Consider the following 26895-nt stretch of genomic DNA (forward strand, 5'->3'; position numbering starts at 1 on the left):
AATTTATAAGTTTCTTAATTTTTATTGAGCTTTAAGCTTCAAGGTTTTAATAATAAAAAATAAGTTTACTTAGCCAATAACAAACAATGGTTGGTCGTATTCAACCGGTGTGCCATCACTCACGAAAATCTTAAGTACCGTGCCAGTTATTTCCGCTTCAATTTGATTCATAATTTTCATCGCTTCAATGATACAAAGGGTATCCCCTTTTTTAACTGTTTGTCCTTCGGTGACAAATGGCGCAGCACCTGGCGAAGGGGATTGATAGAAAGTTCCCACCATCGGTGATTTAACTTGATGTCCTTGTGGTATGCTTGGTGCTGTTTGAGTGGATTGTTTAGCCACTTTTTCTTCTAAAGTAGTTGGAGTAGTTTGCACCGTTGGAGTTTGATGAATAATTTGTGGAGACATTGTGTGCATAGCAATATGATGATGTGGCTGAATGCCAGTGATACGGATCGAAGTTTCACCCTCTTTAATTTCAATTTCGTTCACGTTTGATTTTTCAATAAGTGCGATTAGCTGTTCTATTTTTTTAATATCCATTTGTGTTAATTAACCTTTTCTTTTAATGATAATTAAACTTTTCCAGCCCAGTATTGTTACGATAAAAGCATAAAATGTCACGCGTTTGTTTTGCTTTTTAGATGAGATTATCACATACCAGGATGACCTTACTTGAGTTAACTTCTAAATGCAATTATGTTGACAGTAGTCGATGGCAGCAATCATGGCTAGCTCATAACCTTGAGCACCCATCCCTGATATGACACCATAAGCAATGTCTGAGAGATAAGAATGATGGCGAAAAAGTTCGCGTTTATAAAGATTTGATAAATGTATTTCAATAAATGGGATATGAATCGCTAACAGTGCATCTCGAATAGCAACACTGGTATGTGTATAAGCAGCTGGATTGATGATGATAAAATGAACGTTACCTTGAGCTTGTTGGATTTGATCAACGATTTCACCTTCATGGTTGGATTGAAAACAAATACAATTCATTTTTTTCTCTTCTGTTAAAGAGCTAAGTTTTTGATTAATACTATTTAATGTTGCAGTGCCATATACATCCGTTTCACGTTGACCAAGTAAATTTAGGTTTGGTCCATGAATTACAAGAATTTTTGCCATTTTAATGATTTTCCTTAATTAAGTTCATTGCATCGACGCGATAAAACTCTTTGTTATCTATACAATAAGCACTCAACTGTCCACCCCAAACACAGCCAGTATCAAGGTTAATACATCTGGGATTATTAGTTTTACCGTTAAGTGCTGCCCAGTGACCAAAAATCAGTATATATTCACTATCGATTTTAGGGTTAGGAAAATTAAACCAAGCATCAAAACCATTTGGCTTTTGCATAAGCTCACCCTTAAAATTTAAATCTAAGCGACCCTCAGCATTACATAAACGCATGCGAGTAAAATAATTTGCAATACAACGCCAGCGATTAATTCCTTCAAGCTCATTGTTCCACTGATTAGGTTCATTACCAAATAAGTTACTCATAAAGTGCTGAAAGCACATGTCGGTTTGTAGTACAAATTCAAGCTCTAGCGCTAAGTGTTTGGCTTTTTTCAACGACCAGATGGGTGGAATCCCAGCATGGGTAACAATATGTTTTTTATGTGAGTATAAAAAACGTTGATGACGTAGCCATTTCATTAATTCGTCTTTGTCAGGAGCATTTAATATTTGCTGTAAAGTATCTTTTTTGCCTAGGGGTAAATAACCAAAAGCTACAGCTAGAAGGTAAAGGTCATGGTTGCCAAGTATAACTTTGGCGGATTTAGCAAAAGATTTCACAAGACGCAGCACTTCTAAAGACTTAGGACCACGATTAACTAAATCGCCAGCGAAAATCAGTTTATCTTGTTTAGGATTAAATTTAATCTTTTGCAACAGTGCACAAAGCTCATCGTAACAACCTTGAACGTCTCCAATTAGATAACTTGGCATGAGTGTGCTCCGATATAATTACTTAGCATGACAAAATCACTGACACTGAGGTTTTCAGGGCGCAGGCTCACATCAATTGGTAAGCTTTGCATTTTTTCACGGCATACAAGAACCTTTAAAGTATTGCGTAGTGTTTTGCGGCGCATTTGAAAAGTTTGTTTTACGATTTCTGAAAACAGTTGATAATTCTTTGCAATGATGGGTGGTTTAACATAAGGAGTAAGGCGTAAAATACGTGATTCAACTTTTGGCTTTGGATGAAATGCGTGTGCAGGTACATCAAATAATCCTTCACATTTAAAATGGTACTGTAGCATGACGCTCAAGCGACCGTAGTTTTTTTCAGATGGATAGGCAACGATACGATCAACAACTTCTTTTTGTAGCATAAAGTGCATATCTTTGAAAAATTGCGCATAATCAATCAAGTGAAAAAGGAGTGGGGAGGAGATGTTGTAAGGCAAGTTGCCAATGAGTTTGATTTTTTGTCCTTGGTAAAAATCATTAAAGTTAACGGTTAAAACATCTTGTTGGCGAATGTTTAATTTACCATAGGCTGCACACGCTGCTTTTAATGGTAATACTACATCCGTATCAAACTCTATGACTTGAATTTCTTTGGTAATAGCTAAAATATGTCTTGTTAGTGCACCAAGACCCGGACCAATTTCAATAACTTGATCCTTTTCTGTAATATGTGCTTGGTGAATAATGTTGGCAATAATCTGTTCATCCTGTAAGAAATTTTGACCCAATGATTTTTTTGCCTTGTGCATGCTTACTCCTCAGGGAGATTTAGATTATGCTCTACGATTTCAACATAAGCACTATCGCGCAAGGACAGTATCCAAGTTTTAAGCGCTTGTTGTGCATTTTCGTTAAAAAGCGCCATCATGGCTTGTTCTTTTCGATAGGCTTCAGTGTCATCCTCTTTACGTTCACCTAAAACTTCAATAATTTGCCAGCTATTATTGACCTTAAAAGGCTGGGATACTTTATTGACTGTGGCATTTTTGACGGCTTGTGCAAAAGCAGGTGCTTGAGTACTTAAGCTTATCCAGCCCATATCACCGCCTTGTTCTATATTATTAGTTGCATCTGAGTTTGCTTTTGCTAGATCAGCAAAAGATTGACCATTGTCTATAGCATTTAGTATACGTATAAGCTTTGCTTTGGCCTCATTGTCATTGACAACAGGTGATAGATTGATCACGATTTGTTTGACGTGATATTTTTCGATAAAATGCTTAGCATTGTCAGGTACTCTACTGTCAATAAGCTTTATAATTTGCACACTACCATTGGCAATAAATGGTTGACTAATTTCTCCCTTTTGAAGTGTTTCTACTTTATCTCTATAAATCACAGGTAATTCGTTTAGCGTTTTCCAGCCAAGTTCACCACCGCTGTTTGCATTCCCTGCTTGTGAATATTTTTTAGCTGCTTCACTAAAGCTCATTTTCCCTTCAATAATAGATTGAACGATTTTGTTGGCTTGAATAATAATATGATCTTCATCTTGTGAGGTTCGATTATCAAGCGAGGACAAGACAATATTTTGCACGTCATATTCTGTTTGGTGGTTATTAAAATGCTTTTTGATATATTTATCTATTTCAGTTGGTGAAATGTAGAGCTTGTTTGCAATAGCTCGTTGTTGGAGTTTATTAATGATCAATTGATCTTTTACGGTTTGATAATAGTCGCTAAAGGCAAGGTGTGCATCTTTTAACTTTTGTTTTAATTGTTCCATTGTAATGCCATTTTGCATCGTAACTTCGGCAATTGATGTGTTAACTTCATCGTCCGTTACCATAATGCCTTGCCTTTTTGCCATTTGTAAGGCAATGGTTTGGTTAATAAGCTGTTGCAGAACCTGCCTTTGTAAGTTTAATTGATCTGGGATCTGCACATTTGGGTTGCCCTCTAATTGTGCCTTCGTTTTTGCAACTTCGATGTTTAGTTGGTCAAGTGTGATTGCTTGATCATTAACAATCGCAACGATTTTGTTGATTAAATGCTTGCCTTTTATGGGGTGTTTTGTAGCTGGGTCTGTTTGTAAATTAGTTTTTTGTAATAAAGTAGGTGGTGTGTCTGCAAATGTGTACGTGCTTAAAACTAAGCTACTTGTACATAAAACTAACTTTAATGTGGAACGTAAGTGCATGAAATAGATTAGCTCAAGTTAATTAGTGAGGGCATTATATACTACTCACTAAGGTATTGAATAGCTTTTCTAGCCTTTAGTTAAATCCAGCTTTTGGTGTATAGCCTGGAATCATAGTGAGCCTTTGATCAAGTGAACTTTCGCTAGTACCACCTAGCCCTTTTAGCTCAAATTGAATAATGAAAGCATTGGTTAAAGGTCCTGTAATTTGAGAGGGATTGTTTGGATCACTAGATGAATTGACATATCTTTGTGCTAAGAAGCGAATTGCCCAACTGCAGGCATCATATTGAATGCCAGCAAACATGTTAGTCGTATGGCGTGAATTAAACGCATAACTCCACAATCCTGTGATTGACCAATGAGGATTGAGTTTCCAGATAGTGGAAAAAGTAATTTGTGATAGTGAGTCAGGTAAACTACCTGCTTGAATTTGCTCTGGTGTGAGTGCTGCATAGTTATTTTTAATATTTTGGTAACCAATGTTAAAAATATGACTTTCGTTTGGTATATATTGTATTTGATAGGTTTGTAAGTCTATATTGTTGTTTTGTGGATTATAAGTTGCATTGGTCATGAGTTGCCAATGTGGCAGAAACCGATAATTAAAAAATGCAGCTATATCAGAGGTGTTTGTGTTATAAAATGGGATTTTTGAGCTTGGGTTGGCACAATTAGCATTTGTACCTGAGCATAATGATACTTCACGATTCGCAAAATAAATAATTTGTCCAATTCCAGCGCTTAAAACATTTACACCAGTTTCTTGGTGATTGACAGATGTTTCTAAAGCATATGCGAGTTGGTTAGCATTATTAATTCGGTCAATACCAGTAAAAACGTTTGTCTGAAACAATGAAGTATAAGAGAAATTATTTAAAGAAGTGTCAAACAGTGGAATGTTACTTTGGTTTTGATAGGGGATATAGGTGTAAAAGAGTCTAGGTTCTAAGGTTTGAGTGTAGTTGTGCTGATTAAAACTAAAATTATGATCAAAGTATAATCCTGTATCAATATTAATAATCGGAAGGCTGCGAATGATGTTTTGATCAGGATATTGGTTTTGGCTAAAATTAGGCGCAGTTGCAGCATTTCTGCTTTGTAAGCTATAAGCAGTTTCAGATAGGGTTATAGATGGGATAAAAAATCCCCAGTTTTTTTGAAAAGGAAAGCTGAGTTTTGGTGCACTGTAGTAACGTTGTCCTTGAACTTGGGATACATTATTTAAACCCGGTTTATAAAAATAAGTAAATTGGTTATTCCACTCAAAGTTCATATGAGGTAATAAGCTTGGGTAACTCACATTAACATTGATTTGCGGCATCATCCAATAAGGTCGGTTGGCAAGATATATGGTATCATCAATTACATCATAAGATTGAACGATTGCATTGATATTCCAGTTTTCATCGTTATAGTTTAGTTGTGCTTGTCTATTCAATAAAGTTTGTGTTGATAAACCCATATTGTCACTATCAAAATCATTATAAAAATCTTTATCACCCACATATTGATAATTAAAATAGCTTGACCAATTCCTACCATACTGACCATTATCTGTAATAGAAAGCGCTTTACGATCAGTGTTAGCAATGCGATCATGTGGCATGTATTGCATATCTAAACTACCATTGTGCGTTTGAGTTAAATAACGAAAGTTGCTACCGATTAAAACGCCTTTATGATTATAGATGGTTGGTGTTAATAACAGATCATAATTAGGTGCCGTGTTCCAGTAAAAGGGCGTAGAAAGGTAATAATCTGAGTTGCTGTTATAGCCGGCAGTAGGATATAAAAATCCGCTGCGTCGGCGATTGTCAATTGGAAAAGTCATATAAGGCCAGTATAAAATTGGTATGTCTTTGGCGTAAAATAAAGTGTTATATGCAGTCCCTAGTCCTGATTCTCGGTCTAAATCAAGTGTTGTTGCACTGAGTATCCAATCATTGCCATAAGGGCTATCAGTGGTATAAGTAGCATTTTTTAAAGTATAATTTGTTTTGCTATTTTGAATGATCTTATCAGCATGACCGTGAGCAAAACCTGTGAAGTTATTTTCTTTTTCTATTACCTCATCAGAAGCTAAATTTGCCATTGAGCCACTTGGTTTTTGGCGTACACGAATAAGGTAATAAGTATCATCTAAGGTTGCTGTGTTATTGGTAATATTTGCATTACCTTGAGAGCCAATGGCAAGCTGTCCAGGTTGACTTAAATTAACATTACCAGTAAGGCTGACATTACTGATTTTTTTATCTTCATTTTGTGTTAAAACGGCTTTATCTGCTGAGAGATATTGGTTTCCTTTTCTAACTTCAACCGCGCCTTCAGCAGTAATCGTACCACTTTGGGCATATTGATATTGTTGAGCGTTGATCTTTGCTTCATTAGAAGGACCTTTGATAATCGGATATTGATAATAATAACCCCCACAAATATTATTTAGGTCCGTTGACGGTAACCAGCCTAAAGCATCAGCAATAATCTGCTTTTTTTCTTTAGGTAAGATATTTTTTTTAAATAAATCAGCATTGTTATTGTTGGTTTGGACACATTTCCAAGTATCTCCATTTGCTGTACATTGCCATGATTTTTGTAGTGGGTTTTCAATGGTGATCTTGCTGCTACCCATAGTAGGGAGCGTGCAAATTATCGCTAAGGGTAAAACCTTTTTATGTAACTTTATTGTTTTTTTCATTGATTAAATATTATCCTTTTGCTCATTTGTCAGGATTTCTAGGTTTCTTTGAGCCAAAACTACTGCTATTCTATCGCGTTGTTGATATATTTCTAGGAAAAAGTCGTGCAATCGAGATTTTTACAGATCATAGAGTGGTTAGAAGTACTTTTCCCAAAAGTGGAACCAACTTTAATTCCTATTATTGGTGACGCAAGCTTTCGCCAGTATTATCGCGTTGAGATTCAAGCTAAAAGCTATGTTGTCATGGATGCCCCTCTTGATCGAGAAAAACCAGATGCTTTTTTTCGAGTGGCACGTCTTTTAAGATATTTCAATTTGAATGCACCGCAATGTTATGCCTATCATCAAGAAGGTGGTTTTTTACTATTAGACGATTTTGGAGATATTCAGTTTTATGATGTACTTTACAAAGTGCATTCACATTCACTGTCATTTTACCAAGATGTATTGACGCTTATTCCTAAATTCTGGCAAATCGAGAAAAGCTTGTTTCCTAACTATGAGAAAACGAAATTCAAGAGCGAGTTAGATGTCATGAAAATTTGGTTTTGGCAGTGGCTGGCTTTGGATGAGCAAACGCTAAAGCAACTAGAACGTCCTTATGAAAAATTACAAAAAATGTTAGTTGATTATGCCATAATACAACCAACAGTCTTTGTTTATCGTGATTTTCACAGTAAAAATATTATGTATATGGATAAAAAATTAGGTTTGATTGATTTTCAAGATGCCGTAAATGGTCCGATAACCTATGATTTGGTTTCAATATTAAAAGACTGCTACGTTAGTTTGCCACAGAGTTTTATTGATGAAGCGCTAGCGAGTTTTTATTATCAAGCAAAGCGTGATAAAAGGTTAGCAGAGGAAGTTTCTTATGCAACATTTATTAAGTGGTTTGATTGGATGGGGTTGCAGAGGCATTTGAAGTGCTTGGGCATTTTTACACGTCAAGATTTGCAGCATAAGAGGGAAAATTATCTGATTTATCTGCCGCGAGTAATACTTTATGTGAATGAGGTTTTAGTAAAATACCCAGAGCTTAACTTTTTTTATGAAGATTGGCAGCGTTACGTTTTACCTGTGTATTATGAAAAAGTTGTGGCACTCAGTAATAGAGTAGTAAACCCGATTAAATTTGATGATACAAATAGCATATTAACATATTAAGTTAAAAGGTAGAGTATATAATTATGTCAGTGCGTTTTGTTCATTTAAAAGTGCACAGCGAATATTCGCTTATGGATAGCATCATTCGCATTAAGCCGATGTTGTCAGAATGCGTGCAGCGTAAGCTTCCAGCAATTGCATTAACAGATATGTGTAACCTATTCGCTGCTGTAAAATTCTATAAAGCAGCATTAGATCAAGGCATTAAACCAATATTTGGTAGTGAGATTTATATTCAGGTGGATGAACGGATTCATCCATTAACTCTCATCGCAAAAGACAATGCAGGGTATCAAACGATTGTTGAACTTATTTCATATGCTTATTTAAATGCTACACGTAAAGATGGCATTCCAATATTACCCAAAAATGAGCTAGCAAGCTTTAATTTCTCTCAAGTTTTTGTATTAAGCGGTGGACAAAAAGGTGAGCTAGGTTATGCACTTATGACTCAAGATTATAAAGAAGTCCTAGCTTTGCTTGATACTTATATGCAAATCTTCCCTAGAAATAATTTCTTTATTGAACTGCAACGCTTAGGAGTTGACGGTGAAGAGCGATATATCCAAAGTGTAATTGAGTTGGCAAAAGACCAACATATTGCAGTTGTCGCAACTAATGATGTACGCTTCTTAGATGAAGAGAATTATTCTGATCATGAGATACGTGTGGGGATTTACCAGGGTTATACACTCTTGGATCAAAACCGTAAGAGCCAATATACGACTAAGCAATATTTGCGATCTAGCGATGAGATGTGTGAGCTTTTTGCTGACATTCCACAGAGTTTATCCAATACTGTTTATATTGCTGAGAATGCAAATGTGACGTTTAAATTGGGTGGTGCGGTTTTACCACGTTTTGAAATCCCACAAAACATGACCGAGGCAGAATATTTTGCCAAAGTTTCTTATGAAGGATTAGAAGAGCGTTTTGATTTTATTTTGCACGATAAAAGTGAACAACAAAAACAAATGCTTAAAAAAAAGTATAAAGCACGTTTGCAATTAGAGGTTGATGTTATTTGTCAGATGGGTTTTCCAGGTTATTTTTTAATTGTTGCTGATTTTATTCAATGGTCCAAAGATAATGGTATCCCTGTGGGACCAGGACGAGGATCAGGTGCAGGATCGCTAGTTGCTTATGCACTTAAAATTACTGATATTGACCCTATCCCATATGGGTTGCTGTTTGAGCGTTTTTTAAACCCTGAACGTGTGTCAATGCCAGATTTTGATATTGATTTTTGTATGGATGGTCGCGATAGCGTCATTGAATATGTAGCACAAAAGTATGGAAGTGAGAGCGTGTCCCAAATTATTACTTATGGCTCAATGGCAGCAAAAGCAGTAGTGCGTGATGTAGGACGTGTATTAGCGCAGCCTTATGGTTTTGTGGATAAAATCGCGAAGCTTATTCCAAATGATTTAGGGATTAAGCTTAAAGATGCTTGTGCGCCAGATACGCCATTATATGAGCTATGTCAGCAAGATGAAACCGCAGATGAAATTATCAAAATTGCACTTAAACTAGAAGGGCTTACCAGAAGTGTGGGGAAGCATGCAGCAGGAGTTGTAATCTCCCCATCAAAGGTAACGGATTTTTCACCGATTTACTGTGAAGAAGGTTCAAAACAGCTTGTAACTCAGTTTGATAAAAAAGATGTAGAAGATGTCGGACTCGTGAAGTTCGATTTTTTAGGACTTAGAAATTTAACTATTATTGATAATGCGTTAAAAATTGCTAATAAACAAAGACGTTTGCAAGGTGAAGCTGATTTAAACATCGTACTTATTCCAATGAACGATAAAAAGACGTTTCAATTATTGCAAAATGGCGAAACAACGGGTGTGTTCCAGCTTGAATCTCGAGGAATGAAAGAGCTAATTAAGCGTCTTAAACCAGATTGTTTTGAAGATATTATTGCATTGGTTGCTTTATATCGACCCGGTCCACTTGGTTCTGGGATGGTAGATGACTTTGTTAATCGTAAGCATGGTCGCCAACGAGTAAGTTACCCACATCCAGCTTTGGAAGAGGTTTTAAAAGAGACTTATGGAACGATTTTATACCAAGAACAGGTCATGCAAATTGCGCAAATTTTGGCAAATTATTCTTTAGGTGGAGCGGATTTATTGCGTCGAGCAATGGGTAAAAAAAATCCAGAGGAAATGGCAAAGCAGCGTGAAACTTTTGAAAAAGGGGCCTTTGAAAATGGTATTGATCGCAAGCTCGCTAGTTCCATTTTTGATTTAATGGAAGAGTTTGCTAAATATGGTTTTAACAAGTCCCATTCTGCAGCTTACGCGCTTGTATCATATCAAACGGCATATTTAAAAGCACATTATCCGCAGGCGTTTATGGCGGCAGTTTTGTCATCTGATATGGATAATACCGAAAAGGTGGTCAACTTTATTAATGAATGTCAGAAGATGAAATTAAGTCTTGTCTTACCTCATATCAATATCAGCGATTATTACTTCACCGTAGATAATAAGGAGCAGTTGGTATATGGGCTAGGTGCGGTTAAAGGTGTTGGTTTTGCTGCCATTGACGGGATTTTAACAGAGCGTGTTAAAAATGGTGTATATAAAAATTTATATGACTTGTGTTTGAGAGTAGACTTACGTAAGGTGAATAAGCGCGTATGTGAAGCACTTATTTATGCTGGCGCAATGGATGGATTTGCGAATAATAGGCAAACGCTTATTGCAACTCTAGAAGATGCAATGAAATCAGCTGACCAAAAAACGCAAATGCAAAGTAGTGGACAGTTGGATCTATTTGGTTTTGATGAGGTTGGGATAGAGGATCTTCAATCTAATAAAGATCTAAGTAAGGTTGAAATTCCTAATTGGACGATAAAAGATAAGCTTATCTATGAGAAATCTGTGCTTGGTATGTTTTTGTCAGGACACTTAATCGATGAAGATCGCTTTTGGCTTAACTACTTTAAAGTGACACCATTAAATAGGATTACTCCAACAACACGTAAAGAATCTATTTTACTTGCTGGTGTAGTTGTTTCGATAGCACAACGTAAAACAAAGTCAGGTAAACTTATGGGAGCGTTGCAGATTGATGATGGTTATGAGCGTTTAGAGTTAGTCATATTTAGTGACCTTTACGATAGTGTGAAACACATGATTAGCGTCGATCAAACAGTTATTGTTGAGGGAGAAGTGAGTATTGATGGTTACAATGATCAGTTAAGGATTAATGCTCTTGATATTCAACCGATTGAACAATATGTCGATTTGACTATCAATACATTAAATTTCAATCTGCCAATAGATAAGCTAAAAGTGCTATATGATATATTGTTGTTGGCAAGTAATGGTAAAGGCGAATCAAACTTAGCGACGAAAAAAGTAAAATTGACAATTACAGGTAGTGATTATCAGCTTATGACTATGGTAGATAAGTTAGCAATCAGTGCCTATGCTCTAACAGGTAAAATAAACATGTTATCACAACATCAAATTGAGCTAACGCTGTTCGCTTAAATGAGCTTTGTGTTACAATACAAAAGTTTTACAACAAAATAAGCTAAGTAATAAAATATAGAGGTTGATATGGCTGGTCATAGTAAATGGGCAAACATAAAGCATAGAAAAGCAAAAGAGGATGCTAAACGTGGCAAAATTTTCACTAAACTCATTCGCGAAATTACAGTTGCGGCACGCATGGGGGGGGCTGATAAAGACTCCAATCCACGTTTGCGTGCAGCTATGGCAACAGCGTTTAGCAATAACATGACTAAAGACACTATTGATCGCGCAATTAAAAAAGGTGCTGGTGGGGAAGAGGGTGGAAATCTAGAGGAAATTCGTTATGAAGGCTATGGACCTGCTGGAGTTGCTGTTATTGTAGATTGTATGACAGACAATCGAAATCGAACGGTTGCAGAAGTGCGTCATGCGTTTAGCAAATCAGGGGGGAATTTAGGTACAGACGGTTCAGTATCATATATGTTTAATAAAAAAGGTATCATCAGTTTTGAATCAGATTACAATGAAGATCTCGTTATGGAAGTGGCATTGGAGTCTGGCGCACTGGACATCATTACTTATGATGATGGCTCAATCGATGTTATTACTGATCCAAATGATTTTTTCGAAGTTAACGAGGCATTACAGGTTAAAGGATTAAAAGCAGTTTCAGCAGAAGTGACTATGGATGCTGATATGAAGTCAAATATAGATGACCTAGAAATTGCTCAAAAGGTTTTAAGCATGATTGATCGTTTAGAAGATTTAGATGATGTACAAAGCGTTTATACGAATGCTGAGTTTGCTGATAGTGTTATGGATGTCTTGGGTTCGTGATTATTTTAGGTATTGATCCTGGATCAAGGATCACAGGCTTTGGTGTTTTAAAAATACAGGCAAAAGATTGCTTATACCTTACCAGTGGTTGTATTCGGATCACTAAGGAAAATACAGGTGAGCGTTTAAAACAAATTCAAGACAGCATTCATGAGATCATTAGTGCATATCGACCAACAGAAGCGGCAATTGAGCAGATTTTTATGTTTCAGAATCCAGGTGCAGCCTTAAAGCTTGGACAAGCTCGAGGGGTGGCAATGTGCACATTAGCAAATAATAATTTGCCGATCAATGAGTATTCCGCAAAGCAAGTCAAGCAAGCAGTTGTGGGAAATGGCAATGCTTCAAAATATCAAGTACAGCATATGGTGCAAACGTTTTTGCAGCTAAGTAGCAAACCGCAAGCAGATGCAGCAGATGCTTTAGCTATTGCGATTTGTCATTTTCATAGTTACAACAGTCTTACCTATATTCCTGGTGCCACAAAAATTGTAAGAGGACGCTTAAGGTGATTGGTCGCATAAGAGGCGAGTTGTTAGAAAAGCAACCACCTATGGTTCTGGTTGAAGCTTGTGGTGTGGGTTATGAAGTATGGGTGCCGATGAGCTCAATTTATCAATTGAGTGATATAGGTCAAGAAGTCATTTTATATACCCATTTTGTGGTAAGAGAAGATATACAACAACTTTATGGTTTTGCAACAAAATCAGATCGAAGACTCTTTCAGGAATTAATAAAGGTCAATGGAATTGGTGCAAAAATGGCATTGGCTATTTTATCAGGAATGGATGGTTCGACTTTAGTAAAATGTATAGAATCGCAAGATCACGACTTATTATGTACTGTTCCAGGTATAGGCAAAAAAACCGCAGAGCGTATAATAATTGAAATAAAAGATAAAATTAATAAACTTGCCTTGGAATTAGATGCTTTAACAACAGGAAACTTAAACTTAAATAAGAAGGTAAATGTGCAGCAAAGTGGAGTCAGTAACCAAACCGAAACGATGTACCAACAAAGTGCAATTATTCATCAAGCGCTAGATGCACTAGAAGCATTAGGTTATAAGCGCAAAGAAGCAGAAAAATATGTGCATAAAGTAAAATCTCAAGCAGATACGGTAGAGGCACTTATTCGTTTGGCATTACAGGCAACTCAAAAATAAAAATACTGGCAGTAAAAACTCTATTTTTTTGATATATTTGTCGCCCTCAGTAATAGTAATAGAGATTGATTCAATCGGGAGGGTCTATGGGTGCTTTATCTTATCAAGATAAACTTTCACAATTACCACTAACACGATCTTGGTTTGTGGTGATTATTATTTCGTTCTTTTTCTTTTTTGAGTTTGGTTTAGGTAATGCTTTTAATACTCTAACACCGGCAATTCTAGATGCTTATCCTGAGTTGACACCAGTGAGTGTGAGTTTTATTGCAAGTTTATATTTTTATACCAATATTATTGGTCTTATCCCCGCAGCTTATGTATTAGATCGTTTTTCACCTCGCCTGGCCATTACTATTGCTTTATTGGTTTGTGCAATGAGTATTTTTATAATGACTTTGACTAATAATGTTTATGTAATGGGTGCCTCACGGTTATTGATAGGAGCAGGTGCGAGCTTTTGCCTAATTGGATGTGTGCGTATTGCAACGAATTGGTTTCCAGCAAATCGACTTGGTTTTGTGATTGGTATTATCATTGCAATTGGGATGTTAGGTGGTTATACAGCACAAGCGCCAATTGGTTATTTATTAGATGCTTTTGGGTTAAATGGTACTTTGTACATTATTGGTTTTTTTGGATTGTTTTTGGCAGTATTGATCTTTACTATTGTGCGTGATGCACCAGCTTCATTACAATCAGAACGTTATGCACAAACAATAGCAGTCAAAACCGAATCTATTGTGCATACACTCAAAACAGTGCTGGCAAAGCCACAAAATTGGTATTGTGGGCTTTATGTTGGCTCAATCAACGTTGGCACTTGGATGTTGGGTGGAATGTGGTCGAATGAATATTTAATAAAAACGCATGGTGTAGATATGAGTGAGGCGCGTTCTATTACTGGCTATATCTTCTTAGGCATGATTTTTGCTTACCCATTTTGGGGATGGTTAACTGAGAGTATGAATCGTCGTAAACAACCCCTTATCATAGGAGGTATGCTTTCTGTGGTGATTATTCTCATTATTATGTTTTGTACAGTAAGCGTAACCCAGTTGTCTATATTGTTTTTCTTACTTGGTTTTGTTACCAGTGCACAAATGGTTGCCTATCCTGTGGTAGGTGAGACAAACCCAATGAAAAATAACGCAATTGCGACAAGCATAGTATCGATCAATTCATTGCTTTGGGGTGGGGTAATTGCCATGCCATTGTTTGGTATGCTTACTACACACTTCAATACAATAAAAGGTTTAGACGCGATGGCAGCCCCTGGACTTAATTTTGGTATGGGGATTTTGCTAATTGGCTTTATCATTAGTATTATATTTGCATTGTTAGTGAAAGAGACGTATTGTAAGCGTCAAGTCGATTAGAAGAAGGGAAAATATGCAGTTTCTTGAATTTGAAAAACCAATTGCAGAGCTTGAAGCAAAAATTGAGGCTTTAGCAAAATCCAGTGCACATAATCAAGATGTTCAGCAGGAGATTGAGAAGCTTCAATCCAAAACTTCAGACTTAATGAAAAAAATTTATAGTGGATTAACCGATTGGCAAATTATTCAATTGGCACGCCATCCTGAACGTCCTTATTTTTTAGATTTGTTAGCTAAAATTTTTACCGACTTTCAAGAGCTGCATGGAGATCGTGCTTTTGCTGATGATAAAGCAGTGATTGGTGGTATGGCTAAGCTTGGAGATAGACCTGTTATGGTTATCGGTCAAGAAAAAGGGCGTAAAACTAAGGATAAACTTAGACATAACTTTGGAATGATGCACCCTGAGGGATACCGTAAGGCTTTGCGCCTAATGAAACTTGCTGAAAAGTTTAATATGCCGGTAGTGACCTTTATTGATACGCCTGGTGCTTACCCTGGTGTTAAAGCAGAAGAGCGTGGTCAAAGTGAAGCCATTGCTCGTAATTTACTTGAGATGTCTAAACTCAATGTGCCTATTATCTGCGTTGTAATTGGTGAAGGCTGTTCGGGTGGTGCATTAGGAATTGGCGTTGGTGATAAGCTTGTCATGCTTGAATACAGTTATTTTGCAACGATTTCACCAGAAGGATGTGCTTCGATTTTATGGAAAACAGCTGACAAAGCAGCCGATGCTGCTGAGATTATGGGTATTACCGCTAAGCGCTTAAAAGAGCACAATATTGTCGATGAAGTCATTAAAGAACCGTTAGGTGGTGCGCATCGCAATATTGATGCAGCTGCAAGTGAAATCAAAGAAACTTTACAGCGTCTATTATTTGAGCTTACTGCTTTAAGTAATGAAGAGCGTTATCAAAGACGTTATCAAAAACTTATGTCTTTTGGTGCATTTGAAGGCTAATTTTATTTCCATAAATATCTCTTATTCTGTTGTTGAGTAGATAAATACAGATAATCAGGATAGCCTTGATCTTCTTGTTTATCGTTTTTAGACTTTAACAATCTTAGACTGTTAAAGACAACCAATAAAGATGCCCCCATATCGGCGCCAATTGCCATCCAAATATTAGCTAATTCTAGCAAGGCTAATATCATAAACATCACTTTAAGTCCTAGGGAGAAAATGATGTTTTGTTGAATAATGCTTTTAACGCCTTTGGCATGCTTGATAAGCCACGGTAGCTTTGCTAAATCATCCGACATAAGTGCAATATCGGCGGTTTCAATAGCAACGTCACTTCCTGCTTTACCCATTGCCAGACTTAAATCAGCACTTGCTAATGCTGGAGCATCATTAATACCATCCCCAACCATGGCTACGGTTTGATATTTTGCTTTTAAAACTTTGATTTTATCGACCTTATCTTGTGGTAACAGCTCAGCATATACCTCATCTAGTTGTACTTTTTGGGCAATAAATGCGGCAGCTCCCTTATTATCACCTGTTAAAAGCACGGTTTTAATTCCTAGTTGGTTAAGTTCAGCTAAAGTTGATTTAGCATTTTCTTTGAGGCTGTCAGCAACCGCAAATAAACCCAAAATATGATTCTTATTGGCAAAAACCAAAAGTGAATGACCAGATTTTTCAAGTTGTAAAATCTGATCATGAAAGTCATTTAGATCTTCGGTGATTTCTGTTTTTTCGTGTAAATACTGATGGCTTCCAATCCAGTATTGATGTCCGTTAATATTTCCACAAATAGCTTTGCCTTTTACGATTTGAACATTGTTGGCTGTATATGGTTGATTAAGTTTAAGTACATCAAGTTTAGTAAAGATTGCATGTGCTAATGGGTGATTATTCCCTTTTTCTAAAGCTGCGGCTAATTGTAAAAGTTCATTATCTGAATGCTCTTTGGAAATATTAATAATAGACTGAATAACAGGTTTACCTTTTGTGATGGTCCCTGTTTTATCAAAGGCAATAGCTTTGAGTTTTGCTGGGATTTCTAAAAAACTTCCTCCTTTTACTAAAATACCGTGACTTGCAGCAGCACTTAAACCAGAGACAATAGTAACTGGAGTTGAGATAACCAAAGCACAAGGGCACGCAATGACGAGAATCACTAGAGCCTCGTAAATCCAGTTATACCAGCTACCAGAAAAGAACAAAGGTGGAACAAATGCAACTAATACCGCAAAGAGCATCATAATGGGGGTGTAATATTTGGCAAATCGTTCTACCCACATTTCAGATTTCGCCTTGTTGACTTGAGCCAATTCAACTTGGCGAATGATATTGGCAAGCATTGAATCTGTAACAAGCTTGGTGACTTTGACATAAAGTACACCATCTTCATTTAAGCTACCTGCAAATACCGAATCTCCTGGTTTTTTTAAAACAAGGAGTGACTCTCCTGTAACAGGTGCTTGATTAATAAAGCTTTGCCCTTCTTTGATGATCCCATCTAAGGGGATCCGCTCACCTGGTTTAATAACGATTGTGGCACCAATATTGACTTCTTCTACTGGTTTAATGTCGATGTCTTTATGATGTGAGCAATAAACATTGGCGATATCAGGGCTAATTTCTAATAATGCTTGAATAGCTTTACGCGCTTTATCAACACTCCATGACTCAAGTAAAGTTGCAATAGAAAATAAAAATACAATCATTGTAGCTTCCAGCCATTGTCCTAATAAAATTGCACCAATGACTGCGATAGTCATTAATAGGTTAATGTCAGGACGCATGCGTTTTAAGGAGGTAAGAGCTTTGGGGTAAATATAAACCCCACCAATGATAAGTGCTAAGGCATAAAATATTAAAGCGCTAATAGGTTGCCCAAAACGAGAAGAATGGTTGTCTAGAAGCGCGTGTAAAAAACCATGTTCACTGCCATGAATGATATAGCCTATTGCTAGAAATATCGCGCATATGAGGGTTAATATTGTCTTTTGCTGTTTTTGCCAAAACCCTTGGTGGTTATTTTTGTGACTTTGTTGATATTGCAGCCAGCACGAAAAACGATAACCAGTAGCTTTGAGTTTTTTTTCTATGTCGCTTTTAGTAAAGCGGTTGTCTTGGTTATAAATGATAAGCTTACCTTTTAATAGGTTAAATTGTAGCAGGGACTCATCTTGTACGTATGGTAAAAGCTCACGCTTAATAACAGCAATTTCATCTGCACAGTCCATACCATAAATTTTATATTCAAACATTTTATTGACCTTCATTTTAATTACCTTGCCCCTGCTTTAATGATTTTCCTCTGCCCAATGTTGATACATGTCTTTTAAAATACAGTGCACATGATCGTCATATAACGAGTAGAATATTTGCTTCCCTTGGCGTTCACCTTTGATTAAACGTTGCTCTTTTAATAAGCGTAAATGATGACTTATTAAAGGTTGTGATAAGTTAAGTATTTCTACAAATGTTTTCACAGCAGTTGGTTCTTGAGCACACATAAATAAAATGCGCATTCTATTGCCATCTCCCATTAGTTGGCAAACAGCAGAAATTTTAGTTAAAACATTATCTTTTATCGCTGACATGATCAATCCATTATTTTTTATATAAAATTTTTTTTATATAATTTAAGTTAAAAACTAGGTGATGTAAAGAAGAGTTTAATTAAGATGACATTTGGCAGTATCGAAATTGTATTAGCAGCAATTATTTAATTATCGTTGATATGATAATTATTTTTTTTAGTGGTAAAGCTTGTTTGTTATTATGTTTAAGTATTCTTAACTACTATGGTGCGTTGTTATCAGGCTTATTGTCAATTGTCACGATGTCAATCCGATTGTGACACAATTTAGTTAGTGTTTGGCATGTGATTTTATATTGATCAACGGCAACTTCAAAAACAGCACTAACCCTATCGCTGAAAAATTCTTTTATGGGGGTGAGTTTAAGTGTATGTAGTGCTTGTTGTATCATTGCCGTATCGTGATATTGATAGTTAATACTAAAGATTTTTGTAACGATAAGCGGAATGAGTTGTGCATGAGCAATTACTTCACTTGCCGCTTGACCATAAGCTCGTACCAAGCCCCCAACGCCTAACTTTGTGCCACCAAAAATACGACTAACAATAATAACGACATTAAATAAAGCTTTGCCTTGAATATGATTTAAGATTGGTTTGCCAGCAGAACCAGAAGGTTCGCCATCGTCACTAAAACGAGTAAGATTATTATCCAATATCTGATAAGCCCAACAGTGATGATTGGCATTTGGATACTGTTGTTGTGCTTGTTGTAAATAAGCCTGCAATTTATGAGTTTTGTCAAGCGGATGCAAAGAAGCGATAAATCGCGATTTTTTAATTGGTTCAATCTCGTATTGAAAGGGTTCTGCTATGGTGGAGTAAGCCAACGTTTTTTCTTTAAGATTTAAGGTAGGTTATTTTAGGGGTTATCTTAGCTTAATTTAAAAGTATTCCTAAATATTTTATTTTGTTTTTTCATGTTGTTATTTGTAATTAAGTTTACATTTTTTTTGAGATAGGGTATTTTCTGAATTGGGAAAATTTATAAGTATTTGTGATGAAAAGGTTTATTTGTCACAATTTATTAAAGAAGGATAGGTAGAACGATTATTATGGAAAATATTAGAAATTATTATGCTCACTCAGGAAACTTGATGGACAAATCAGATTGGCAGCTATTATCTGATCATTTGCAAACGGTGGCTGATATAGCTTGGCATAATGCACGCTATACTGGTTGCGAAGGACTTGCTGCTTTGGCTGGTTTGCTCCATGACTTAGGAAAATATACCAAAGAGTTTCAAGCACGTTTGGAAGGTTCAAGCAGAAAAGTTGATCATGCAACTGCGGGAGCAAAAATTGCAGCAGAAATTTTGCCAGATAAGTTGTTGAACGGTTTCCCTTTCTTTAAGTTAATTGCCTATGCAATCGCGGGACACCATGCAGGGCTTGCTAATGGCATAGATGAGGGTGATGGTAGAAGCTGTTTAAAGGATCGCTTAAGTCAAAACTTTGGCAAAGAATTATGTGTATTGGATGAGTTAGCATGGAAAAGTGCATTGCAACTACCATCAAGAGAATCTCTTACACTAAAGATTAAACTACATCCAGATACTGACTTTCATGGCTTTCAATATGCTTTTTTGATTCGCATGATTTTTTCTTGTTTGGTCGATGCTGATTTTATCGATACAGATAGATTTTACAAAAAACTTAAAAATAAACCTTGGTTAAGAGGTGAATATCCACACTTAAACGAACTTAAAATTCAACTGGATGATTATTTGGTAAGAAAACAGGAGGGGTGTGAAGATACTTTTGTTAATCAATTGCGTCATGAAATTCTTTTAAACGCTAGAAAAAAAGCACAATTATCTCCAGGATTATTTAGTCTAACCGTGCCGACAGGTGGTGGTAAAACACTGACATCGATGGCGTTTGCTTTAGACCATGCTTTGGCACATAACATGCGCCGAGTGATCTATGTTATTCCTTTTACCAGTATTATCGAACAGAATGCAAAAGTTTTTAGAGAAGTTTTTGGTGATTTGGGAGAGTCTGCCGTTTTGGAACACCATAGCAATTTTAATGATCGCACAATTACAAATGAAGAAACTCAAGATAAGCTTAAATTGGCGATGGAAAATTGGGATATGTCTGTGATAGTAACAACTGCGGTTCAATTTTTTGAATCGCTGTTTGCGGATCGTCCTTCACGCTGCCGAAAATTGCATAATATTACAGAAAGTGTGATTATCTTGGATGAAGCACAAACGCTACCACTAAAATTTTTGCGCCCTGTGATGGCGGTAATTGATGAGTTAGCTCGAAATTATCATTGTTCAGTTGTTCTTTGTACGGCAACACAACCTGCTTTATGTCAACCAGATTTTGACAAGGGATTTGTTAATGTCAGAGAAATTGCCCCTAATCCAAGTAAGTTATTTGACGATTTAAGCTTGGTTAGTATAAGCCATTTAGGTGAATTGACAGACGATGAAATTTTAGCTCGTATGATAGATAATGAGCAAATTTTAACAATCGTCAATAATCGTCGTCATGCTCAATCGTTGTTCCAATCATTGAAAGAGCGTCAAGTAGAAGGTATTTTTCATTTGACTACACTCATGTGCGCGATACATCGCACAAAAAAGTTAGAAATCATTCGTAAAAGACTTAAAGAGAAAAAAAACCTGTCGCGTTGTCTCAAGTTCATTAATTGAAGCAGGGGTCGATGTTGATTTTCCTTATGTAATGCGTGCTGAGGCAGGTTTAGACTCCATAGCTCAAGCTGCAGGACGCTGTAATCGTGAACGTAAAAGGGCAAAAGAAGACAGCCACGTTTGGATTTTTAAATCACCAGATTGGCAAGTTCCACCAGAGCTAAAAAGTTTAGCGGCTGGTATGCGATCAACTTTGCGTCAAAATTTTGACAATCTGCTGGGGCAGGAAGCAATTAAGACTTATTTTTCGGAAGTCTACTGGCGCAAAGGTGCTGAGTTAGATCAAAAACAGCTTTTAAAAGACTGTAGCAATCATGCAAAAAAACTGAGTTTTCCATTTCAAAATATTGCAAGAGATTTTCTTATGATTGAAAGTTGTATGCAGCCAGTATTTATCCAGTTTGATAATGAAGCGGAGCATTTATTGAAAGAGTTGGAGGTAACGGATGATGTAAGCCGCATATTACGTAAACTACAACCTTATATAGTGCAGATTCCAAAGCAAGGGTTTGATAGTTTGGTAGCTACTAATGCCGTACAAACGGTGGCGCCTTATCGATTTCAAGAACAGTTTTGGGTACTGATCAATCGTGATATATATGATGATGAATGTGGTATCAGTTGGGATAATCCAACTTTTATGAAGGCTGAGAGTTCCATCTTTTGAGAACAATCAAAAGAAAAAATATTTGACTTAACTTATGTTTGAATTTAGAATCCTTCTTAAGGAGTTTAAGCAGCTGGAAGTGAAACATGAAAAATTGTTGGGCGATCCATATTGAAAAAAATGAGAGTGGGAAGCTGATATTAAAATTTGGTGGACAGCTGCATTTTCCAGTAAAAACTGTAGGATGGAGTTTTGCTGCACTTTTAGTTGTAGTGGTGGGAAAGTTCTTTTTTTGAATTTTCACCTATTCATTGCGATTGTAGTCGCATCTCATGTGAATGCGTGGATTGAAACTTTTGTTTGTTATCAAATGATGAGATCGCACCCCATGCGGGTGCGTGGATAAGGAGGCAGAGATGGCTTATGGTATTAAGCTGCATGTGTGGGGAGAGTATGCTTGTTTTACCAGACCCGAAATGAAGGTGGAGCGCGTATCTTATGATGTAATTACGCCATCTGCGGCCAGAGGGATTTTGGAGGCAATTCACTGGAAACCCGCGATTTGTTGGGTGATTGATCGCATTCATGTGTTAAAACCTGTGCGTTTTGAAACGATTAGGCGAAACGAGTTAGGGAATTGCAAAATTTCTACCTCTAAAGTCAGTGGTGCAATGAAGCGTAAAAGTACTCAAGATTTATATTTTTTGATTGATGATGGAGATAATCGTCAACAAAGAGCAACGACACTTTTGCGTGATGTTGGTTATGTGGTTGAAGCACATTTTGAGTTAACTAATAAAGTAGGTAATGAAGATTCAGTTGGCAAGCATCTTGATATATTTAATCGCAGAGCGCGCAAAGGACAATATTTTCATCAGCCTTGCTTGGGAAATCGTGAATTCCCTGCTTATTTTTCGTTGATTGAGTCGGATGAGGATTTTCCTCTTTCTGAGTTAAGTCAAGAGACTAAAGATTTAGGTTGGATGTTGCATGATATTGATTTTGCCAATGCCGCGACCCCAAAATTCTTTCGCGCCAAATTAATAAATGGAGTGATTGATGTTCCGCCTTTTAGAACTTTGGGGGTGGTGCAATGATTCTAACCGCTTTAACCCAATATTATAATCGACTGGCGAATACGGAAAAAGGTGCAAAAGTACCTGCTTATGGATTTAGTGAAGAAAAAATCGGCTATATTTTAGTGCTGTCTGAGTCAGGGGAGTTAGTGGATGTTGTGCCTAATTTCACCGATGAAAAAAAGCCCAAAGCAAAATTAATGAGCGTACCATGCCCAGAAAAAAGAACATCAGGTATTAAGCCTAACTTTTTGTGGGATAAAACGGCATATGTTTTAGGTGTCTCACTGCCAAAAGACAAAAAAAGTGAATCAACGTTTGAGCTATCGCTACCTAATTTCGAGGCTTTTAAGAGCTATCATCTCAAATTATTAAAAAATCAAGAAGAGAAAGGTCTAAAGGCATTGTCCAATTTTTTACAAAATTGGCAACCAGAAGAATTTGAAAGTTCATTGTGTACACCTGAAATTTTGGATGCCAACGTGATATTTCAATTGGATGGTGTTAGGCAATACATTCACGAGTCCCAATTGGCTAAGGCAATTTGGGCGAATCAACTGAAATCAGATGATGCATCTGATGATGCTATGTGTCTGATAACAGGTACTCAAACGCCTATTTCAAGATTGCACCCAGCAATTAAAGGTGTCTCTGGTGGACAAAGCTCCGGAGTGTCGATTGTTTCCTTTAATAAAGAATCATTTGAATCTTTTGGCAAGAAACAAGGTGATAATGCACCAGTTTCTGTACAAGCTGCTTTTGCCTATACGACTGCCTTAAACTACCTATTACGCGACGAAAATAATCAAGTTATCAGCTTGGGTGATACTAGCGTTGTTTTCTGGGCATTAGCTAAAAAAGAAGAACAGGCAAAAAAAGTAGAATCTTTCTTTATGATGGGGTTTAATCCGCCATCACCTACCGATGACAGTGAAACAGTTCAATTGAATGCTGAGTTAGAGAAGTTTACTAAAGGTCGACCCTTGGCAGAGATTGATCCTGAGCTTGATCCTGACACCCAGTTCTTTATTTTGGGATTGACGCCTAATGCAGCGCGTCTTTCGATTCGTTTTTGGTTACAAACTAGTTTTGGTCAGATTCAGCAAAGACTTGCTGAGCATTTTCAAGATTTAGCCTTAGCTCCTTTACCTTGGAAAACACCACCATCTATTTGGCGTCTTTTATTACAGCTAAGTCCTCATCGTGAAGGGCAGAAAAGTAAGATAGATGATGTCCCAGTACATTTGGCTGGAGAGTTAATGCGTTCTATTTTGACGGGGCAGCGTTATCCAAGATCTATTATTGCACAAATTTTATCTAGATTTAGAGCTGATGGAGATATTGGGGGTTTAAGAATTGCTATGGTAAAAGCTGTTTTGCAAAGAGAATTTAGGAAAAATTTGATAACAGAGGAGATCCCTATGAGTTTAGATGAGTCAAATACCAATCAAGCGTATTTGCTTGGCAGGCTTTTTGCCGTGTTAGAGAATATACAGGAAAGAGCTTTGGGTGATAAGTTGAATGCTACGATTGCTGATAAATACTATGCTTCAGCCTCAACTGTGCCATATTCAGTTTATCCGCGATTACTATCAGGAAGCAAACATCACTTGTCTAAAGTTCGCAAAGATAAACCAAAGTTAGCAGTCTATTTGGAAAATAGGCTTGGTCAAATTATGACACAATTACCAACAGAATTCCCACGCCATTTTTCTATCGAAAATCAAGGGCGTTTTTCGATTGGCTATTATCAGCAAAAGTTCACCCCCTCTAAAGAAAAAGAAGATCCAAAAGACAAAGAAGATCCAACTAAGTCTATTGATGAAACACAAGGAGTAGAATAAATGACTATCCAACATCGTTATGAATTTGTTTATTTTTTTGATGTCACTAATGGTAATCCAAATGGCGATCCTGATGCAGGAAATATGCCTCGTCTTGATCCTGAATCTAGCAAAGGATTAGTGACGGATGTCAGTTTAAAACGTAAAATCCGTAACTACATTCAGTTTAGTAATGAAAATAAGCCTGGCTATGACATTTATGTGCAAGAAAAAAGTATATTAAATCAGCAGAATCAGAAAGCTTATGATGCTTTAGAAATTAAAGCAGAACCTAAAAAGTTACCAAAAGATCAGGAAAAAGCTAAAGCTATTACTGATTGGATGTGTGCTAATTTCTTTGACGTTCGCGCTTTTGGTGCAGTCATGACAACGGAAGTGAATTCAGGTCAGGTGCGCGGACCATTTCAGTTAGCATTTGCAAAATCAATTGATCCAATTATTCCTTTGGAGATCTCTATTACGCGAATGGCGGTGACGAATGAGAAAGATTTAGAAAAAGAACGTACGATTGGACGCAAACATATTGTGCCTTATGGTTTATATCGTGTACATGGTTTTATTTCAGCAAAACTAGCAGAAAAAACAGGGTTTTCTGAAAGTGATTTAAGTAAATTGTGGAAAGCCTTAGAAATGATGTTTGAACACGATCATTCTGCTGCTCGTGGTGAGATGTCAGCACGTAAGTTGATTGTATTTAAACATCAGGATATGCTAGGGAATGCTCCAGCGTACAAGTTATTTAATCGTGTTACTGTTGAGCGTGTGAAAGGTGAATTAGGTACGCCAGCCAGTGCATTTGATGATTATGTAATTCATTTGGATACGTCAGGCTTAGAGACTTTAGGAGTTGAAGCGAGAGAGCTTTTTTAACTGTGTTATGTCGGATATATTAATCTCCCTTTCCGCCCTCCAGCACTATGCCTTTTGTCCTAGGCAATGTGCGCTTATTCACAATGAGCAAGTGTGGTCAGAGAATTGGTTGACCGCTCAAGGGCAGCAATTACATCAGCGTGTTGATAGTGGCGTGCCTGAAACACGCAAAGGGATTCGTTATGAGCGAGCTGTGCGTGTTTCAGCACCTAAACTGGGCTTAGTTGGTAAGCTTGATCTTATTGAAGTGGATATTAAAACAGGTATTTGTTTTCCAGTGGAATATAAACGTGGCAAGCCAAAACAAGATCATATCGATCTTATTCAGTTATGTGCGCAAGTATTGTGCCTTGAGGAGATGCTTAAACTGAGCATTAATCATGTTGCAATGTGGTATTGGCAGACAAAGCATCGCATTGAGGTTGTATTAACGCAAAGCTTGCGTGATGAAACGCTGACTATAATTGAAAAAACAAGGATGTTACTGGAAAGTGGGATGACTCCTAAAGCCAAATATGAGAAAAAGTGTGATGCCTGTTCATTATACGATTTGTGTAACCCAAAACTTATGTTTAAAGACAAAAGCAAAGTATATGTGAACATGCTTTTTCAGGAGGGATAGGCATTGAAAAAATTACAAAACACACTCTATATCACCAAACAAGGCGCTTATTTGCACAAGGAACGTGAGACACTGGTCATTGAAGTTGAAAAGGAAAAAGCAATGCAGTTGCCTATTCATGCAATTCAGGCGATTTATTGCTTTGGTAATGTTATGGTATCACCTTTTTTGCTGGGATTTTGTGGTGAGAATAATGTCCATTTGGCATTTTTTACTGAATATGGTCGTTTTCTTGGGCGTTTACATGGCACACAAAGTGGTAATATCTTGTTAAGGAAAGCACAATATAAAATTGCAGAAACTGATCCTGTACCTATTGCCAGAAATATAATTGCGGCAAAGCTTAATTCTTCACGAGCGGTATTATATCGCAGGTTACGCAATCATGGGGAAAATAAAGCGGTTGAAAATGCAGTTGAGCAAATAAGTTATACTATCAGGCGCTTGCAAAAGACAGAAACTTTGGAGGCAAATTTAGGTTTAGAAGGTGAGGCTGCCTCCGTGTATTTTAGTGTTTTTAATGAATTGATTTTATCTGCTGTACAACCTGATTTTACTTTCGATATACGTAGTCGCAGACCTCCGTTGGATCCTGTTAATGCTATGCTATCATTTTTATATAGTGTCGTTGGAAATGATATTAGAGTTCCTTCCAAACCGTATTTAATCTAGCAAAATAGCTATTTAAAAATTAAAGGTGGATATGATCAATGAGATGGGAAACGATAAACAAGTTAGCAGCAGATGAGTTTCGTCGTTTAACAGGTGTAAAAAAGC

Annotated in this window: 23 protein-coding genes; 14 read left to right on the forward strand and 9 right to left on the reverse strand. The window is 36.8% G+C overall.

The window, feature by feature from the left end:
- Positions 1-69 precede the first annotated feature (69 nt).
- From accB to DNJ77_RS01210, 6 genes are all read right to left on the reverse strand, one after another.
- Complete coding sequence (accB, locus tag DNJ77_RS01185) at positions 70-546, reverse strand: acetyl-CoA carboxylase biotin carboxyl carrier protein (protein WP_116963165.1); 477 nt, start codon at positions 544-546, stop codon at positions 70-72.
- A gap of 144 nt (positions 547-690) precedes the next feature.
- Entirely contained in the window at positions 691-1137 is a 447-nt protein-coding gene (gene aroQ, locus DNJ77_RS01190; protein ID WP_116963166.1) for a type II 3-dehydroquinate dehydratase, read from the reverse strand.
- 1 nt (position 1138) lies between these two features.
- Entirely contained in the window at positions 1139-1969 is an 831-nt protein-coding gene (locus DNJ77_RS01195) for a symmetrical bis(5'-nucleosyl)-tetraphosphatase (RefSeq protein ID WP_116963167.1), read from the reverse strand.
- A complete protein-coding gene (rsmA, locus tag DNJ77_RS01200; protein WP_116963168.1) occupies positions 1954-2745 on the reverse strand; it encodes a 16S rRNA (adenine(1518)-N(6)/adenine(1519)-N(6))-dimethyltransferase RsmA in 792 nt (263 codons plus the stop codon). The genes DNJ77_RS01195 and rsmA overlap by 16 nt, the downstream gene beginning before the upstream one ends.
- A 2-nt stretch (positions 2746-2747) precedes the next feature.
- A complete protein-coding gene (locus DNJ77_RS01205; RefSeq protein WP_116963169.1) occupies positions 2748-4136 on the reverse strand; it encodes a peptidylprolyl isomerase in 1389 nt (462 codons plus the stop codon).
- Positions 4137-4212: 76 nt separating this feature from the next.
- Positions 4213-6834 (reverse strand): LPS-assembly protein LptD, encoded by a 2622-nt coding sequence (locus tag DNJ77_RS01210; protein WP_116963170.1) that lies wholly within the window; start codon positions 6832-6834, stop codon positions 4213-4215.
- 105 nt (positions 6835-6939) lie between these two features.
- Between DNJ77_RS01210 and DNJ77_RS01215 the strand changes: the two genes are divergently transcribed.
- From DNJ77_RS01215 to DNJ77_RS01245, 7 genes are all read left to right on the forward strand, one after another.
- Positions 6940-8004, forward strand: coding sequence for an aminoglycoside phosphotransferase family protein (locus DNJ77_RS01215; RefSeq protein ID WP_116963171.1), 1065 nt, complete (start codon positions 6940-6942; stop codon positions 8002-8004).
- A 23-nt stretch (positions 8005-8027) separates the two neighbouring features.
- The gene (dnaE, locus tag DNJ77_RS01220) at positions 8028-11510 is read left to right on the forward strand and encodes a DNA polymerase III subunit alpha (protein WP_116963172.1); all 3483 of its coding nucleotides are present in this window, start codon (positions 8028-8030) and stop codon (positions 11508-11510) included.
- Positions 11511-11579: 69 nt separating this feature from the next.
- Positions 11580-12332, forward strand: a complete 753-nt coding sequence (locus DNJ77_RS01225) for a YebC/PmpR family DNA-binding transcriptional regulator (RefSeq protein ID WP_116963173.1) — start codon at positions 11580-11582, stop codon at positions 12330-12332.
- Positions 12329-12844, forward strand: a complete 516-nt coding sequence (ruvC, locus tag DNJ77_RS01230) for a crossover junction endodeoxyribonuclease RuvC (protein ID WP_116963174.1) — start codon at positions 12329-12331, stop codon at positions 12842-12844. Before DNJ77_RS01225 ends, ruvC begins: the two co-directional genes overlap by 4 nt.
- On the forward strand, positions 12841-13497 hold the full coding sequence (gene ruvA / locus DNJ77_RS01235) for a Holliday junction branch migration protein RuvA (protein WP_116963175.1): 657 nt from the start codon (positions 12841-12843) through the stop codon (positions 13495-13497). Before ruvC ends, ruvA begins: the two co-directional genes overlap by 4 nt.
- Positions 13498-13583: 86 nt before the next feature.
- Positions 13584-14876, forward strand: a complete 1293-nt coding sequence (locus DNJ77_RS01240) for an MFS transporter (protein ID WP_116963176.1) — start codon at positions 13584-13586, stop codon at positions 14874-14876.
- A 13-nt stretch (positions 14877-14889) separates the two neighbouring features.
- A complete protein-coding gene (locus DNJ77_RS01245) occupies positions 14890-15837 on the forward strand; it encodes an acetyl-CoA carboxylase carboxyltransferase subunit alpha (protein WP_116963177.1) in 948 nt (315 codons plus the stop codon).
- 2 nt (positions 15838-15839) lie between these two features.
- Here DNJ77_RS01245 and DNJ77_RS01250 read toward each other — a convergent pair whose 3' ends face one another.
- The 3 genes from DNJ77_RS01250 to DNJ77_RS01260 all read right to left on the reverse strand — a co-directional run bounded on the left by DNJ77_RS01250 (position 15840) and on the right by DNJ77_RS01260 (position 19263).
- Positions 15840-18113 carry a heavy metal translocating P-type ATPase gene (locus tag DNJ77_RS01250; protein WP_239986708.1) on the reverse strand — a complete coding sequence of 758 codons (2274 nt, stop codon included), beginning with the start codon at positions 18111-18113 and terminating at the stop codon, positions 15840-15842.
- A 21-nt stretch (positions 18114-18134) separates the two neighbouring features.
- Entirely contained in the window at positions 18135-18434 is a 300-nt protein-coding gene (locus DNJ77_RS01255; RefSeq protein WP_116963178.1) for an ArsR/SmtB family transcription factor, read from the reverse strand.
- Between the two features lie 202 nt (positions 18435-18636).
- Positions 18637-19263, reverse strand: a complete 627-nt coding sequence (locus DNJ77_RS01260) for an IMPACT family protein (RefSeq protein WP_116963179.1) — start codon at positions 19261-19263, stop codon at positions 18637-18639.
- Between the two features lie 225 nt (positions 19264-19488).
- On the opposite strand from DNJ77_RS01260, the gene DNJ77_RS01265 reads away from it, so the two are divergent.
- The 7 genes from DNJ77_RS01265 to cas1 all read left to right on the forward strand — a co-directional run bounded on the left by DNJ77_RS01265 (position 19489) and on the right by cas1 (position 26790).
- The gene (locus DNJ77_RS01265) at positions 19489-21099 is read left to right on the forward strand and encodes a CRISPR-associated endonuclease Cas3'' (RefSeq protein WP_204723348.1); all 1611 of its coding nucleotides are present in this window, start codon (positions 19489-19491) and stop codon (positions 21097-21099) included.
- Positions 21095-21766 (forward strand): hypothetical protein, encoded by a 672-nt coding sequence (locus DNJ77_RS10025; protein WP_420810602.1) that lies wholly within the window; start codon positions 21095-21097, stop codon positions 21764-21766. The genes DNJ77_RS01265 and DNJ77_RS10025 overlap by 5 nt, the downstream gene beginning before the upstream one ends.
- 356 nt (positions 21767-22122) lie before the next feature.
- Positions 22123-22803: a type I-C CRISPR-associated protein Cas5c gene (gene cas5c, locus DNJ77_RS01270; RefSeq protein ID WP_116963180.1), complete on the forward strand. Its 681-nt coding sequence runs from the start codon at positions 22123-22125 to the stop codon at positions 22801-22803.
- On the forward strand, positions 22800-24626 hold the full coding sequence (cas8c, locus tag DNJ77_RS01275) for a type I-C CRISPR-associated protein Cas8c/Csd1 (protein WP_116963181.1): 1827 nt from the start codon (positions 22800-22802) through the stop codon (positions 24624-24626). The genes cas5c and cas8c overlap by 4 nt, the downstream gene beginning before the upstream one ends.
- Positions 24627-25496 carry a type I-C CRISPR-associated protein Cas7/Csd2 gene (gene cas7c / locus DNJ77_RS01280; RefSeq protein WP_116963182.1) on the forward strand — a complete coding sequence of 290 codons (870 nt, stop codon included), beginning with the start codon at positions 24627-24629 and terminating at the stop codon, positions 25494-25496. It begins immediately after the preceding gene.
- 7 nt (positions 25497-25503) lie between these two features.
- Positions 25504-26118 (forward strand): CRISPR-associated protein Cas4, encoded by a 615-nt coding sequence (cas4, locus tag DNJ77_RS01285; RefSeq protein WP_116963183.1) that lies wholly within the window; start codon positions 25504-25506, stop codon positions 26116-26118.
- 3 nt (positions 26119-26121) lie between these two features.
- Positions 26122-26790 (forward strand): CRISPR-associated endonuclease Cas1, encoded by a 669-nt coding sequence (cas1, locus tag DNJ77_RS01290; protein ID WP_116963184.1) that lies wholly within the window; start codon positions 26122-26124, stop codon positions 26788-26790.
- The last annotated feature ends 105 nt before the right edge of the window (positions 26791-26895 follow it).

This window comes from Fastidiosibacter lacustris, from assembly GCF_003428155.1.
Classification (GTDB): domain Bacteria; phylum Pseudomonadota; class Gammaproteobacteria; order Francisellales; family Francisellaceae; genus Caedibacter; species Caedibacter lacustris.

What these genes read in the sequence shown, in the direction of transcription:
- accB (WP_116963165.1), bottom strand. Translation starts at nt 546, where the DNA reads ATGGATATTAAAAAAATAGAACAGCTAATCGCACTTATTGAAAAATCA.
- aroQ (WP_116963166.1), bottom strand. Translation starts at nt 1,137, where the DNA reads ATGGCAAAAATTCTTGTAATTCATGGACCAAACCTAAATTTACTTGGT.
- DNJ77_RS01195 (WP_116963167.1), bottom strand. Translation starts at nt 1,969, where the DNA reads ATGCCAAGTTATCTAATTGGAGACGTTCAAGGTTGTTACGATGAGCTT.
- rsmA (WP_116963168.1), bottom strand. Translation starts at nt 2,745, where the DNA reads ATGCACAAGGCAAAAAAATCATTGGGTCAAAATTTCTTACAGGATGAA.
- DNJ77_RS01205 (WP_116963169.1), bottom strand. Translation starts at nt 4,136, where the DNA reads ATGCACTTACGTTCCACATTAAAGTTAGTTTTATGTACAAGTAGCTTA.
- DNJ77_RS01210 (WP_116963170.1), bottom strand. Translation starts at nt 6,834, where the DNA reads ATGAAAAAAACAATAAAGTTACATAAAAAGGTTTTACCCTTAGCGATA.
- dnaE (WP_116963172.1), top strand. Translation starts at nt 8,028, where the DNA reads ATGTCAGTGCGTTTTGTTCATTTAAAAGTGCACAGCGAATATTCGCTT.
- DNJ77_RS01225 (WP_116963173.1), top strand. Translation starts at nt 11,580, where the DNA reads ATGGCTGGTCATAGTAAATGGGCAAACATAAAGCATAGAAAAGCAAAA.
- DNJ77_RS01240 (WP_116963176.1), top strand. Translation starts at nt 13,584, where the DNA reads ATGGGTGCTTTATCTTATCAAGATAAACTTTCACAATTACCACTAACA.
- DNJ77_RS01245 (WP_116963177.1), top strand. Translation starts at nt 14,890, where the DNA reads ATGCAGTTTCTTGAATTTGAAAAACCAATTGCAGAGCTTGAAGCAAAA.
- DNJ77_RS01250 (WP_239986708.1), bottom strand. Translation starts at nt 18,113, where the DNA reads ATGAAGGTCAATAAAATGTTTGAATATAAAATTTATGGTATGGACTGT.
- DNJ77_RS01255 (WP_116963178.1), bottom strand. Translation starts at nt 18,434, where the DNA reads ATGTCAGCGATAAAAGATAATGTTTTAACTAAAATTTCTGCTGTTTGC.
- DNJ77_RS01265 (WP_204723348.1), top strand. Translation starts at nt 19,489, where the DNA reads ATGGAAAATATTAGAAATTATTATGCTCACTCAGGAAACTTGATGGAC.
- cas5c (WP_116963180.1), top strand. Translation starts at nt 22,123, where the DNA reads ATGGCTTATGGTATTAAGCTGCATGTGTGGGGAGAGTATGCTTGTTTT.
- cas8c (WP_116963181.1), top strand. Translation starts at nt 22,800, where the DNA reads ATGATTCTAACCGCTTTAACCCAATATTATAATCGACTGGCGAATACG.
- cas7c (WP_116963182.1), top strand. Translation starts at nt 24,627, where the DNA reads ATGACTATCCAACATCGTTATGAATTTGTTTATTTTTTTGATGTCACT.
- cas4 (WP_116963183.1), top strand. Translation starts at nt 25,504, where the DNA reads ATGTCGGATATATTAATCTCCCTTTCCGCCCTCCAGCACTATGCCTTT.